Source organism: Sulfitobacter sp., assembly GCF_036961165.1.
In the GTDB taxonomy this organism is placed as follows: domain Bacteria; phylum Pseudomonadota; class Alphaproteobacteria; order Rhodobacterales; family Rhodobacteraceae; genus Sulfitobacter.
Genome location: NZ_JBALVJ010000078.1, coordinates 1 through 14,164, shown reverse-complemented (window position 1 = coordinate 14,164; position 14,164 = coordinate 1). Strand labels below are relative to the sequence as shown.

At 57.2% G+C, this 14,164-nt stretch carries 10 protein-coding genes, 1 tRNA gene and 1 pseudogene; 3 read left to right on the top strand and 9 right to left on the bottom strand.

Annotated features, from left to right (window positions below; all coding sequences use genetic code 11):
* Positions 1–128: pseudogene (locus V7730_RS19435) on the top strand (IS30 family transposase); the annotation flags it as partial.
* A 37-nt stretch (positions 129–165) separates the two neighbouring features.
* Here the strand turns inward: V7730_RS19435 and V7730_RS19430 are convergent.
* The 9 genes from V7730_RS19430 to V7730_RS19390 form a co-directional block, all read right to left on the bottom strand.
* A complete protein-coding gene (locus V7730_RS19430) occupies positions 166–2,169 on the bottom strand; it encodes a hydantoinase/oxoprolinase family protein (RefSeq protein ID WP_335749235.1) in 2,004 nt (667 codons plus the stop codon).
* Positions 2,170–2,236: 67 nt separating this feature from the next.
* The gene (gene queG / locus V7730_RS19425; protein ID WP_335749234.1) at positions 2,237–3,259 is read right to left on the bottom strand and encodes a tRNA epoxyqueuosine(34) reductase QueG; all 1,023 of its coding nucleotides are present in this window, start codon (positions 3,257–3,259) and stop codon (positions 2,237–2,239) included.
* A gap of 68 nt (positions 3,260–3,327) precedes the next feature.
* A complete protein-coding gene (fzlA, locus tag V7730_RS19420) occupies positions 3,328–3,993 on the bottom strand; it encodes an FtsZ-binding protein FzlA (RefSeq protein ID WP_335749233.1) in 666 nt (221 codons plus the stop codon).
* A gap of 53 nt (positions 3,994–4,046) precedes the next feature.
* Positions 4,047–4,790, bottom strand: coding sequence for a monofunctional biosynthetic peptidoglycan transglycosylase (mtgA, locus tag V7730_RS19415; RefSeq protein ID WP_335749232.1), 744 nt, complete (start codon positions 4,788–4,790; stop codon positions 4,047–4,049).
* A 222-nt stretch (positions 4,791–5,012) separates the two neighbouring features.
* Complete coding sequence (gene gltB, locus V7730_RS19410) at positions 5,013–9,554, bottom strand: glutamate synthase large subunit (RefSeq protein WP_335749231.1); 4,542 nt, start codon at positions 9,552–9,554, stop codon at positions 5,013–5,015.
* A complete protein-coding gene (locus V7730_RS19405) occupies positions 9,541–9,981 on the bottom strand; it encodes a GFA family protein (RefSeq protein ID WP_335749230.1) in 441 nt (146 codons plus the stop codon). Before V7730_RS19405 ends, gltB begins: the two co-directional genes overlap by 14 nt.
* 8 nt (positions 9,982–9,989) lie before the next feature.
* A complete protein-coding gene (locus tag V7730_RS19400; RefSeq protein ID WP_335749229.1) occupies positions 9,990–11,423 on the bottom strand; it encodes an NAD(P)-dependent oxidoreductase in 1,434 nt (477 codons plus the stop codon).
* A gap of 158 nt (positions 11,424–11,581) precedes the next feature.
* Positions 11,582–12,385, bottom strand: a complete 804-nt coding sequence (locus tag V7730_RS19395) for an undecaprenyl-diphosphate phosphatase (RefSeq protein ID WP_335749228.1) — start codon at positions 12,383–12,385, stop codon at positions 11,582–11,584.
* Positions 12,385–13,368: a complex I NDUFA9 subunit family protein gene (locus V7730_RS19390; RefSeq protein WP_335749227.1), complete on the bottom strand. Its 984-nt coding sequence runs from the start codon at positions 13,366–13,368 to the stop codon at positions 12,385–12,387. The genes V7730_RS19395 and V7730_RS19390 overlap by 1 nt, the downstream gene beginning before the upstream one ends.
* Before the next feature lie 167 nt (positions 13,369–13,535).
* Between V7730_RS19390 and V7730_RS19385 the strand changes: the two genes are divergently transcribed.
* Positions 13,536–13,621: transfer RNA gene (locus V7730_RS19385), tRNA-Leu, on the top strand.
* 61 nt (positions 13,622–13,682) lie between these two features.
* Positions 13,683–14,126: a DUF6538 domain-containing protein gene (locus V7730_RS19380; RefSeq protein WP_335749226.1), complete on the top strand. Its 444-nt coding sequence runs from the start codon at positions 13,683–13,685 to the stop codon at positions 14,124–14,126.
* Positions 14,127–14,164: the final 38 nt, after the last annotated feature.

The window sequence follows — 14,164 nt, the reverse complement described above, 5'->3', positions numbered from 1 at the left end:
ATTTGTCGATACACAGTCAAGCAAAGTTGAGCGCCGTTGCAAGACAGCTCAACGAGCGACCACGTATGACGCTAGGATACGAAACTCCCGCAGAGCGTTTCAATGCATGTGTTGCGTCGATCAGTTGAGACCGCCCCGCTCAGCAGACATTGTGCACTCTTCGTTTCACACCGCTACCCGTGGCCTCCCCGATGCCTCGACGGTAATCTCAGCCTCTATAAACACCTCGCGGCTTTCCACACCAGCGGTACGGACATCACGCGAGACATTGACCTGAATGTCCGCTGCTCCGGCTGCTTCCGCCGCCAACATGGCACGCTCGCGCAGGACCTCTTCAAGCCGTGCAAGCGCGCTGTCGGCATCGCCGAAGTCCTGCGGCCCTTCGTGCAAATGAACGCGAAACTTGCCTTCGCTCGGTGAGGTGATTGTCCCAGCTTCGCGCATGGTCACACGGCCCACCACCGCGCCAATCGCATTGGCCACGCCTGCGTGTTCTGGCAGGATCATCTCACACCCCAGCAGCTTACCGACAGCCGGATAATAGGTCGCTGCCGACGCGCCAAGGCCGATCACAGGGACGGCCAGCCCCGTCTCCAGCCGTACCAGTCCACGGTGACCACCAAGGCCCCGCTGCATCAGCACATGCCGCGCGAGCACCGCCGGATCTTCGCCAAAACCTACTTCCTCTTCTGAAAATGCAGACTCTAACAAAACCAAAGCGGTCTGTTGCTCTAGTTGGGTGATAATCATCCGTGCCATTGTTTCCGGCTCAGGGGCAAGCCTGTCACCAGAGCCAGTCCGCCGCCGCCCAAATAGCGCCAGCGCTTTATGCGCGGCTTCACTGTCCCAGCTATCCGCAAGGCCCAACACGTGACTGGCATCCGATGGCGTCACGCCCGCAACCTGTACCAGCCCGCGCTGTACCAATCGCTTAAGCGCACCCGTCTCAATCCTTGACCGCAGCACGTTGCCGATCGGATGCACCGCCTCACCGATCCGCTCTAGCAGCTGTTCCTCACGGACGCCGATACCCTCCATCGTCTGACCAGACACCGCGCGCACAAATCGACCGTCATATTCACCCGGCAAAGTACTGCGCAACTGGGCGTCCAGTGTGGCATGCACCACCTCCGGCGCGTCCATCGCCACCAATGAGACAGGCAGCAATCGCCGCGGTCCAAGGCTAACCCCGCCGACCAGCCCTTCGGACAGAAAATGCACCTCGCTGTCACCACCAAGGCCGGTGGTCCGCATCGCGACGGCCTCAACCATTGTGCGATAAGGACCCACCCGCGCACCCGCAGGATCAATCGCAGGCCGTCCATCTTTGAGCAGGGCGACATCCGTCGTCGTCCCACCAATGTCCGAGACCAGCGCATGGTCGGCACCTGTCATCCAACGCGCACCTACGATTGAGGCCGCAGGTCCGCTTAGGATCGTTTCAATCGGTCTCTCACGCGCCTGGGCCGACGAGATCAACGCACCGTCTCCGCGCACCACCATCAGCGGCGCAGAGATGCCCAAATCCTTGAGCGTGTCTTCTGCACGCCCGATCAGCCTGTCGATCATTCCGATCAAACGCGCATTCAGCACTGCCGTCATCGCGCGCTTGGGCCCATTCAGCTTGGCTGACAATTGATGTGACGCCGACACTGGTCGGCCTGTCAGCTCTGACACCAAAGCCATCGCTCGAAGCTCGTGCGCCGGATTGCGCGTGGCGAACTGCGCAGCTACGGCGAAACCGCCCACACCAGCGCCGTGCTCTGCCAAAAACGCACGCAGGCCATCCTCATCTAACGGGACGGCCTCACCCCCAGCATGGTTGTGCCCTCCGGCAAGAACCACATGCGGATCACCCTTTAGCGCTTCGAGCAGGCCGTGAGTCTCAAGATCCCGTTCCTTGAACCCGATATAGATCAAAGCAACACGGCCACCCTGCCCCTCAACCAGCGCATTGGTCGCCAGAGTTGTGGACAAAGACGCCAGCGCGATGTCCCCCGCCGCCACACCAGATTGCGCGAGGACAGCGCGCACAGCACCGCCCACCCCGATCGCCAGATCAGACCGAGTGGTCAGCGCCTTGGCGCTTGCGATAACTTCACGTTCGTCGCGGATGATCACTGCATCCGTATAGGTACCGCCGGTATCAACGCCTAAAAGCAACGCCATGCGTCTCTCCTCAATACTGTTAGGAAATTCCTATCTGAAGAAAGAACCAATGCCAGCCCTAATAGCGTCAAATTGCAGCCAGACGCGCCACGGCCCAGCGCGCAGCATCTGCCACGGTTGGATCAGTATCCTCACACAAGGCACGCGCTGGCTCAATCAAAGCAGCATCGCCCGAGTTACCGATGGCATAAAGCACATTGCGCACGAACCGGTCGCGACCGATCCGCTTGATCGGTGATCCTGAAAACCGCAATCGAAACGCGGCATCATCTAGAACTGCAAGTTCCGCCAGCGTGCCGCCCGCAGTGCCGTGATAGCGCATATCGCTCGCAGCGACCGCGAACTTGTTCCAAGGACAGACCGCCAGACAGTCATCGCAGCCGTAAATCCGGTTGCCCAGCGCCGCGCGCAAATCCTCGGCCACCGGCCCTTTATGCTCAATCGTCAGATAGGAAATACACCGCCGCGCATCGAGCTGGTAAGGTGCGGGAAATGCGGCCGTCGGGCAGATGTCCTGACAGGCAGTACAGCTGCCGCAATGGTCAACCTCGGGTGCATCAGGCTCCAACTCTAGCGTCGTGAAAACAGAGCCTAAAAAGGCCCAATTACCCCAATCGCGGCTAAGTAAATTGGTGTGCTTGCCCTGCCAACCCAGCCCAGCAGCCTGTGCCAATGCCTTCTCCGGCACCGGAGCAGTGTCTACGAACACTTTGACCGAACAGGGCTCTTGTTCAATCAACCAGCGCGCCAGTCGTTTGAGCCGTTTCTTGACGATGTCATGATAATCACGCCCGTGCGCATAGACGGAGACTGCGCCAAGATCAGGCCGCTCCAATACCGCTAGCGGGTCGTGTTCGGGCGCATAACTTTCCGCGAGCATGATGACAGAACGTGCTTCGGGCCACAGTACAGATGGATCGCCGCGCCAGTTAACACGCTCTTCCATCCAGCCCATCTGGCCGTGATATCCGGCATCAAGAAACGCGCCCAACCGTTCGGGCACATGCGGCACCGCATCCGGCCTGCAAATCCGACAAGCCACGAACCCCTCGTCGAGGGCCTGACGGATCAGACGCGCCTTAATATCCATTGCTCACTTTGCCCCTAAGCCCGATCCCGTAGCTGGGTAACATGCAGTCAGCCAAAAAAGGGGGCCGATTAGAAGTCCAGATCATTGTAGTGCTTCGGTGGCGTGAACCCCGGTACCTGATCGGCAAGCAAAGAGCGGAACGCAGGGCGCGATTTAATCTTCGCGTACCAATCTTTCACTTCGGGACAGCTGTTCCAATCCACATCCGAGATATAGTCCAGTGCCGACAAATGCGCCGCAGCAGCGAAATCAGCCAGCGTCATCACATCACCTGCCAGCCAGCGGCGCTGGTCCAACAGCCACGTCATATAACCCAGATGAAACTTGATCGCTTTCGCACCTGATTTGACGTTCTTGCTATCCGGATAGCCCAATTTCATCATCTTCTTATTCACCCGCTCATAGAGCAGCTTTGATGTGACTTCGTGATGGAACTTATCATCAAACCAGCTGACCAACCGGCGCACTTCAAGCTTTTGGATCGGGTCCGAGGGCAAGAGGGACGGCTCAGGGCGGGTTTCTTCGATATATTCGCAGATCGCCGCGCTTTCGGACATCATGATGCCGTCCAGACGTAGCACCGGTACTTTTCCCGCTGGGTTGCGGCGCAGGAAATCAGGATCCTTTTCCCAATATCGCTCTTCGACCAGCTCCACTTCAATCTTTTTTTCCGCAAGACTCAGTCGGACTTTTCGACAATGGGGCGAGAGGGGAACGTGGAACAGACGGGCCATGATAAATCCGGAATTTGGGTGTACTACCTAGATGCCTTGTGCCGGATGATTATTCAACTCTCGAAACAGGCTGCGCGCCCATCTGCGCGGATTGTAGCGGCGCCGGAGCGAATTTGTGCCGCGCGCTTTTTCAATCGGGCACTAGGGCGTGACGCACTGCGCGTTTTGGGCGATGGTAGCACCGCCGCCAATTGCGAGGCCTGCCGCTCTGTAAGCGCCTCTGGCCCCACGTTGAAATAATGCCGCGCAGCCGCTTCGACCCCGAACACGCCTTCATCGAATTCGGCAACGTTCAGATAAACCTCTAATATCCGCCGCTTGGACCAGAAGGCTTCAACCAATGGCGTGATACCTGCTTCAAGCGCTTTGCGCACCCATGTCCGCCCATGCCAAAGGTAAACGTTCTTCACTGTCTGCTGGCTCAACGTAGAGGCACCGCGATTTGACCCTTGGGCAATGGCGAGTTTTATCGCCTTCAAATCAAAGCCCCAATGTTGGCAAAAATTTGCATCCTCCGCCGCCACTACTGCCCGGACCATCACTGGTGCAATCTCACGCATGGGAACCCATTCATGATCAACGCCGCCAAGGCGACGCGATTCAGAAAACATATAAGCCGTGGTTGGCGGGTTCACGACGCGGCCCAGCAAAACAGCGCCGACCACAACCAGAAACGCAATTGCCAACGCCCTCCAAACCGTACGCCGCACCCGTTTGCGCAGCGGCAACGCCTGCTGCTTGTCCGCAATGGGCTTAGCCTTGATCTTAGATTTGAGTTTTGTCGCGCGCTTTGCCATACTTGAGCTATAAGGGCGCAAGTCCCGCTTGTGAACGATACACACCGCTACAAGTCATATCATCTCGCAGCGTGCCCCGAATGGCACGCAGTAGGACGGAACCTATCCACACAATTAACGCTAGGTTGGTTTGAAGAAAATTGCCTGAGTGCACCCTTGTAGCGTCCTACAAGGGTCAGTTCGCATCAGCGAACAACTATGCTTCGCCCGCTGACACGATAGTTAATTTGCCAATTCGGCTGGAACAGCGGTAGCTTCGATGGTCAAAGGCACCGCTATCCGGCTGAGCATTTCTTTTGGGCAGATCTGCACAAAATTGGCTTTCTCAAGATCCCAATGCTGCAAGATATCGCGCGCCTTGCGGCTGTTAGTCTCTACCGCGTGCCGTTCGATCAGCGACTTGAGCTGTTTCTCCCAGTGGACCTGCGTCACAGGGCAATGCACCAGTGTTTCATGGTTCATCCGGTCCAACGCGCGCCCTTCGGGATCGTACAGATAGGCCATGCCGCCTGTCATGCCGGCACCAAAGTTTGCGCCGATTTCACCCAAAATAACAGCCACACCACCGGTCATGTATTCACATCCGTTGGAGCCACAGCCCTCAATCACCACATGAGCGCCTGAGTTGCGCACGGCAAAGCGTTCGCCAGCGCGGCCTGCAGCAAACAGATAGCCGTCTGTTGCCCCATACAAGACAGTGTTGCCGATGATTGTGTTTTCAGAGGCGACGATCGAAGATTTCATCTGAGGGCGCACAACGATGGTACCACCAGACAAACCTTTACCAACGTAGTCGTTCGCGTCCCCCGCCACGACCAACTTCAGACCCGGCGCTGCAAAAGCGCCTAGGGACTGACCGGCAGAGCCGGTAAGGTTGATCGTCAGGTGGTTCGGTTGCAAATCGTTGCGCATACCGAAACGCTTGACGATGTGGCTGGAAATCCGCGTGCCGACAGTCCGGTGCGTGTTTTGCACCGCATAGCTCAGCTGCATCTTCTCACCATCTTCGAGGAAGCGCACCGCGTCCTGAACGATCTGGGCGTCCAGTGTATCCAGAACCGCATTGCGGGGCTTGTTGCGGTCATAAACCGCATCCATCTCTGCATCGACAGAGATGAGCAGCGGGTTGAGGTCCAGATCATCCAGATGCGCCGAGCCACGCGAAACCTGCGCCAGCAAGTCTGCTCGCCCGATCACCTCATCCAGTGACCGCGCACCAATGCTGGCGAGAATTTCCCGCACTTCGGTGGCGTAGAAGGTTATCAGGTTCACAACCTTATCGGCGTTGCCGGTGAACTTGTCCCGCAGCGCTTCGTCCTGCGTACAAACGCCGACTGGGCAGGTGTTGGACTGGCACTGACGCACCATGATACAGCCCATCGCGATCAACGCGGCTGTACCGATACCGTATTCTTCGGCACCCAGCATCGCGGCCATCACAATATCGCGGCCGGTGCGCAAACCGCCATCGGTGCGCAGGGTCACACGGCCACGCAGGTTGTTCATGGACAGAACCTGATGCGCCTCGGTTAGGCCCATTTCCCAAGGCAGACCCGCATATTTGATAGAGGTCGCAGGCGATGCACCGGTACCACCATTGTGGCCAGAGATCAGGATGATGTCCGCCTTTGCCTTTGCCACACCGGCAGCAATCGTGCCCACACCGGAGGAGGCCACCAGCTTTACGGTCACTTTACAGTGCGGGTTGATCTGCTTGAGATCATAGATCAGCTGAGCCAAATCTTCGATTGAATAGATGTCGTGGTGCGGCGGTGGAGAGATCAACGTCACGCCGGGGGTCGAGTGGCGCAGCCGTGCAATCAGCTCTGTCACTTTCATACCGGGCAACTGACCGCCCTCACCGGGCTTGGCGCCCTGTGCAACTTTGATCTCAAGCTCTTCACACTGGTTCAGGTATTCGGCAGTAACACCGAAACGACCCGAGGCTACCTGTTTGATCTTCGCCGACGGGTTGTCGCCATTGGCCTCGGGGAAAAAGTGCGCGGGATCTTCACCGCCCTCACCGCTGTCTGATTTCGCGCCAATCCGGTTCATCGCCACGTTGAGCGTTTTATGGGCTTCTGGGCTTAGCGCGCCAAGGCTCATACCCGGCGTGACAAAGCGCTTGCGGATCGCTGTGATGCTCTCGACTTCTTCCAGCGGCACAGGCGTGCCCAATGGCTTCAGCTCAAGCAGATCGCGCAGATGAATCGGCGGGTTGCTTTGCATCTTGGCGCTGTACTGCTTCCACATCTCATAGGACGCACGGTTACACGCCGCCTGCAACATGTGCATCGAGGTCGCTTCCCATGCGTGTGTCTCACCTGAATTGCGCGCTTTGTAAAAGCCGCCAATCGGCAGGACCGTGTCTGTACCAGACCAACCCGTCGCATGGACTTCTTCTGCTTTGCGCTGGATGCCGCTGACACCAATACCACTGATACGGCTGGTCATGCCGGGGAAATACTCCGCACACATGGCGCGGCTCAACCCAACGGCCTCAAAGTTCAAGCCGCCACGGTAAGAGGACACAACAGAGATGCCCATCTTTGCCATTATCTTGAGCAGACCTTGATCAATCGCCTCGCGGTAGCGCGCGATGGCGGTGGTCAGATCCACATCCATCAGCCCGCGGCCGATACGGTCCGCAAGCGAATCTTCGGCTAGATAGGCGTTTACCACAGTGGCACCGCAGCCAATCAGCACAGCAAAGTAGTGCGGATCAATACACTCGGCCGAGCGTACGTTGAGCGATGTAAACGTCCGCAGACCCTTACGGATCAGGTGTGAGTGGATGGCAGATGTAGCGAGGATCATCGGCATCGCGACCTTGCCTTCGCCGCTCGTTTGGTCGGTCAGGACGATGTGCCCCGCACCCGAACGCACGGCGTCTTCGGCTTCGGCACGGATGCGCATCAGCGCAGTGTTCAGATTGCCGGTCCCCGGTTCAAAGGTACAATCCAGCGTCACCTTGTCGGCGTTGAAGTGGCTCATCAGCTCTTCGAACTGTGCGTTCCCGACAAACGGGCTATCCAGCACAAGAATCTCGGTCTGACTGCTGTCTTCGTCCAACACGTTTTTAAGGTTGCCGAAGCGCGTCTTCAGGCTCATCACGCGGAATTCGCGCAAGCTATCGATTGGCGGGTTGGTCACCTGAGAGAAGTTCTGGCGGAAGAAGTGGCTCAGAGGCCGGTACTTGCCCGACAAAACTGCCGAAGGTGTGTCATCGCCCATCGAGGCGAGCGTTTCTTTCCCGTCCTCGGCCATCGGCGCAAGGATTTGCTCCAGCTCTTCGATGGTATATCCGGCCGCGATCTGGCGGCGGCGCAGTTCATTACCACTGAACAGCGGTGCTTCTTGGATACCGGCCAGCGCTTCGTCCAGCTCATTGATCTTGCCGACCCATTCGCCGAAGGGCCGCGCAGCAGACAGCTTGTCCTTGATCTCGGTATCGCCGAATAGCTTTCCTTCTTTCATGTCCACGGCGAGCAACTGACCAGGGCCAAGCGCGCCCTTGCGGATGACACGCGCCTCATCAAGCGGCACCATGCCTGCTTCGGACCCCGCGATCAGCATGCCGTCGCTGGTCACAACAAAGCGCATGGGGCGCAAACCGTTTCGGTCCAGACCTGCGCAAACCCAACGACCGTCAGTCATAGCAAGCGCTGCCGGACCGTCCCAAGGCTCCATCACCGAGTTGCAGTAGGAATACATGTCACGCCATGCCTGCGGCAGTTCCACCGCCTGCTTGGACCACGATTCGGGAACCAGCATGGTTTTCGCCATTGGCGCGGACCGACCCGCACGCACCAGCACTTCAAAGACCGAATCCAGCGCCGCACTATCCGAAGAACCGGCCGCGACGATTGGTTTGATGTCTTCTGCCAAGTCGCCAAACGTTGAAGAGGCCATGCGAATTTCGTGGCTCTTCATCCAGTTCAGGTTGCCTTTGAGCGTATTAATCTCACCGTTATGCGCCAGCATGCGGAACGGCTGCGCAAGCCACCACTGCGGGAAGGTGTTGGTGGAATAACGCTGGTGATAGATCGCAAAGGCGCTCTCGAAACGCGGGTCCATCAGGTCGGGATAGAAGTCCGCCACCTGCTCGGCCAGCATCATGCCTTTGTAGATGATCGAGCGGCAGGACATGGACGCAATGTAGAGCGTCGGCACCTGAGCGGCGATGGCGGCCTTTTCGATCCGGCGGCGGATCACGTAAAGCTCGCGCTCGAATGTTTCCTCGTCCACGCCTTTGGCGTTGGAGATCAGGATTTGTTCGATCTCTGGGCGCGTGGCGTTGGCCTTTTCGCCCAGACACTGCACGTTCACAGGCACATGGCGCCAGCCATAGATGTAGTAGCCCATGCGCAGCACTTCAGTCTCAACGATGGTCCGGCACGTTTCTTGTGCAGAAAAGTTGGTACGCGGCAAGAAAACCTGACCGACGGCGATCATTTCATCCATGCGCGGCTTGTGGCCAGTTCGGCCAATCTGGTCGTAGAAAAACGGCACAGGGATTTGCACGTGGATACCGGCACCATCGCCGGTCTTACCATCAGCATCTACCGCACCGCGGTGCCAGATCGCTTTCAGCGCTTTGATCCCGTTTTCAACCACTTCACGGCTACGCGACCCGTCGATGTTTACAACAAGGCCAACACCACAAGAGGAATGCTCCTCCTCAGGAGAATACAGACCCTTTTCGGCCACAAAGGCACGCTTGGCTTCTTCACGGGCTACCCACGCATCATCATACTTGGTCATTTTGTGTCTCCAGATATTCTGGCGCAAACAGCGCGAGTGTTTCTTGTGTCGTCAATTTCGTGTGCTGGCCGGCCAGCGCGTACCCTTGCGGGCATTTGTCGGTAAAATACTCGACCCCCAGCGTGCCGCCGCCCCCATCAGGGAACAGCCCCGCGGACAGGTTGCGCGATCCGTCCTCTGTCATCTCGTACCACAGGGTGGATCCGCAGGTCGCACAGAACGCCCGCCCGCCCCAGGCGGACGATTTGAAAACCGTCGCAGGTCCTGTCACGGTGATGCTGTCAGGAAGCGTTTCGAGTGAGAAAAACGGCCCAGACCCATGCTGTCGGCACATATCACAGTGGCAAGCGCGCAATCGCGGGTTGTCCACCGATGCAGTGACCTGCACTGCGCCACATAAACATTGTCCTGTGATCTGCTTCGACATGACTTTCCCTACTCGGCGGCAACCGCGGAGGCGCCGCTGAACTGCTCCAGAATCGCTTCGGCACAGTCGCGACCATCTTTGATCGCCCAAACCACCAAGGAGGCACCGCGTACGATGTCACCCACGGCATAAACGGCCTCAGCCTCGGTCCGGCCAGTGATGTAATCGGCCTTCACGGTACCCCAGCGGTTTACCGGCAAATCAGGGCAGTCCCACAGTGTCGGCAGATCTTCGGCCTCAAAGCCAAGCGCCATGATCACGAGATCCGCTTCTTCTATATAGTCGGAGCCTTCGATTAACTCAGGCGCCTGACGACCCGTTGCGTCAGGCTGACCCAGGCGCATTTTCTGTACCATCACGCCGTTCACTGGCTCTCCGGCAAAGCCTTTGGGTGCGGTCAGCCATTCAAAGACAACGCCCTCTTCTTCGGCGTTGGCTACTTCGCGCTGGCTACCCGGCATGTTCGCACGGTCACGGCGATACAGACAATTAACTGAGGTCGCACCCTGACGGATCGAGGTACGAACACAGTCCATCGCCGTGTCACCACCACCGATCACAACCACCTTCTTTCCTTCGGCATTGAGGCTGCCATCGGTGAATTCCGGTACATCATCGCCAAAGCTTTTCTTGTTGCTGACGGTGAGGAAATCAATCGCCCGCACGACACCCTCGACACCCACGCCGGGGGCTTGCAAATCACGGCTTTTATAGACGCCAGTCGCGATGATTACCGCATCATGGGCGGCGCGAATATCGGCAAACGTGATGTCCTTGCCCACTTCACAGTTCAGCTTGAACGTCACGCCGCCCTGCTCAAGCTGCGCATTGCGGCGCATGACGATGTCTTTCTCCAGCTTGAAGCTGGGGATACCGTAGGTCATCAGGCCACCAGCGCGGTCATAACGGTCATAGACCGTGACCTGCACACCAGAACGGCGCAGGAAGTCAGCCGCAGCAAGGCCACCGGGACCAGCCCCGATGATGCCCACACTCTCGGTACGCTCCTGCGCAGGGGTGATCGCCTTGACCCAGCCCTTTTCCCATGCGGTGTCGGTGATGTACTTCTCGACCGAGCCGATGGTAACGGTGCCATGACCGGACTGCTCAATCACACAGTTGCCTTCGCACAGGCGATCTTGTGGGCAAATGCGGCCGCAGATTTCAGGGAACGTATTGGTCGCCTGAGAAATCTCATAAGCCTCCTCCAACCGCCCTTCAGCGGTGAGGCGCAGCCAGTCGGGGATGTTGTTGTGCAACGGGCAGTGGGTCTGACAATACGGCACACCACATTGGCTGCACCGGCTGGATTGCTCCTTGGCCTTAGCTTCAGCGTATTCTGCGTAAATCTCGTTAAAGTCTTCACGGCGCAGGTTCGGGGGCCGCTTTTCCGGCATATCCCGCTGAACACTGGTAAATTTCAACATAGGTTGCTTGGCCATGGTGCCCTAATCCTCAATTCCGCTCTGGAGTTCCCGAATAAACGAACACCCGACAGAATAAAAGGCAGCACTACTGACTTATATGTTGATTTTTATTGCTGCGGCGCAGAAATTCACCGCCCCGCGGCACTTATTAAGTCCGGTTCGGAATTAATAACCTAGAAACCACTGTAAAGAAACACCAATGCAATAGTCCCAAAAATGATGCGCCACCAACCAAACAAAGCGTACCCGTTGCGACTTACGTAATCCAGCAACCACTTCACGACAAAAACAGCGCTGATGAACGCCATACCGAAGCCTATGGCGATCTCACCCATCGCTGAGAGATCTAGCACATCACGATTCTTGTAGAGGTCATAAGCAAACGCGCCGGCCATTGTCGGCATCGACAAAAAGAATGAAAACTCCGCCGCCGCGCGCTTACTCGCGCCCAGCATCAACGCGCCCACGATCGTCGCACCAGAGCGGGAGACACCGGGGATCATGGCCAGACACTGGATAAACCCGATTTTGATCGCCATCGGAATGGGGAGTTTCATCGCATCATCATGCACAGGCTCAGGCGCGATACGGTCCACAAAAACCAACACAATCCCGCCAAGGATCAACATAACCGCAATCAACATCGGGGTCTCGAACAGCACAGTCTTGATGAAATCATGCGCAAGCACGCCGATGAACACTGCGGGCAAAAATGCAAGCAACACCGACCAGATAAACCGTCGCGCCTGCGGATCCGAAGGAGCCGCCGCAAAAACCGAAATCAGCCGCGCGGAATAAAGCGTAAGGATCGCCAAGACTGCGCCCAGCTGGATCACCACCTCAAAGGTTTTGCCTGCCGACTCGAATTCCAAGAAATGCCCAGCCAACAAGATGTGACCAGTGGAGGAGACAGGAATAAACTCTGTCAGCCCCTCTAGCAGCCCCAGAAAGGCTGCAACAATCATGCTATATTCCATTAGCTGGAGCGCAGGTTCTGTGCCGATTCCTTGATGGCGTCATACTGGCCCGAAGGGCGGAAGCGCCACAGATACTCAGGCAGGACAGAAACCATCGCAACAGGCTCGACGCCCAAATTAGCAAAGCCGCGCGCGTCATCGGCAACGACATTGTCGTTGCGCAGGTTCTTGACTTGATCACGGGTGATCATGCCGTTCTTAACCAGCCCAAGGGTCATCGCCTGAAGCATGTCAAAACCAAAGGCCATGATCCGCGCCACGAAGAATGGAATATTCAGAACCAAACGGCGGCGGCGGATTACATCCAGCATCAACCCCATCAACTCACGGAACGTCATAGTAACCGGACCGCCCAATTCATAAACGCCACTGGCATCTCCCAGCACACCCATCACGGCAGCCTTGGCCACATCATCCACATAAACCGGCTGGAACCGGGTATTCGCGCCAACAACCGGCAGCACCGCGCCAAAGCGCGCCATGCCCGCAAAGCGGTTGAAAAATTCGTCTTCGGGTCCAAACACAATCGACGGACGCAGAATGACGGCATCCGGCTGATACTTGAGCACGCATCCCTCGCCTTCGGCTTTGGTACGGGCATAATTGCTTTCGCTGTCCATATCTGCACCGATGGCAGAAACATGCACCATGCGCGTGATACCGTGCTCCTTGGCGATCCGGGCAATGCGCTCGGCTCCTACGGACTGCACGGCGTCAAAGGTGTTCTTTCCAGTCTCAGCCAGAACGCCCACACAGTTCACGACCGCATCAGCGCCCTTCATCACGGAAGCCACCGAAGAGTCATCGCGGATGTTGCACAAAACAGGCTCTACCTGCCCAACAACGCCGTATGTCCTGACGAACAGCGCCTCGTTCGGGCGCCGCACGGCCACGCGCACGCGCCAGCCCTCTTTGGCCATCCGGCGCGCGATATATCGCCCGACAAAACCCGATCCGCCGTAAATCGTAACCAGTTTAGACATGGTGCAGTCCCTCAACGATTGTCCGGATTGGGTGTACCCCTGTGAAGCCTTCCAAACAAGGCGCAAAAATCCACTTGGCGGCTTGTGGCGAAAGAACTTTGCAAACTCGTCAGAAATGCAATTGACAGCTCAAGAATTGCGCCTTAGATGCAGCTCTCACGTTACGTGCCCAGGTGGCGGAATGGTAGACGCGCTAGCTTCAGGTGCTAGTACTGGCAACGGTGTGGAGGTTCGAGTCCTCTCCTGGGCACCACTTTAAGTTCCAACCCATTGAATACCCTCGGTTTCTTGTGGAAACTGCATGGATGTAGGACATGGCGTATGACAATTCGGTCCCTTTCTCATTTACTAAGAATGGGATTTATTACTTCGAGCGGAGGGTCCCAAGCGACCTTCAGAAACACTACGAAGCACCAAAAATCGCATACTCATTAAGGACCAAATCAGCATTGGTAGCTGTTTCGAGAGCAACTCGGGCAGCACAGCAACTGGATGAGTACTGGTATCACCTTCGGATCAAGGACTGCGGACTTCCCGGTAAGCACCGTCTGAGGATGCAGTTGTCTGCAACAGAAACTCCGGCCAACGCTGTGATTACTTCAGAGTTTGCGTCAGTGAAGCTCTCTGAGGCCGTCGCTATCTACCTGCGGTTAAAGGGGCAGAACCGTCCAGCCACGTTCCAACGTGCAGCCGAGCGGTCATGTGGCTACGTCATTGATGTTTGTGGAGACAAGGAACTGCTTGTTGAATGTCACTGAGAACTGACCCGGTATTTTCACCGAGATTTGACCCGCTC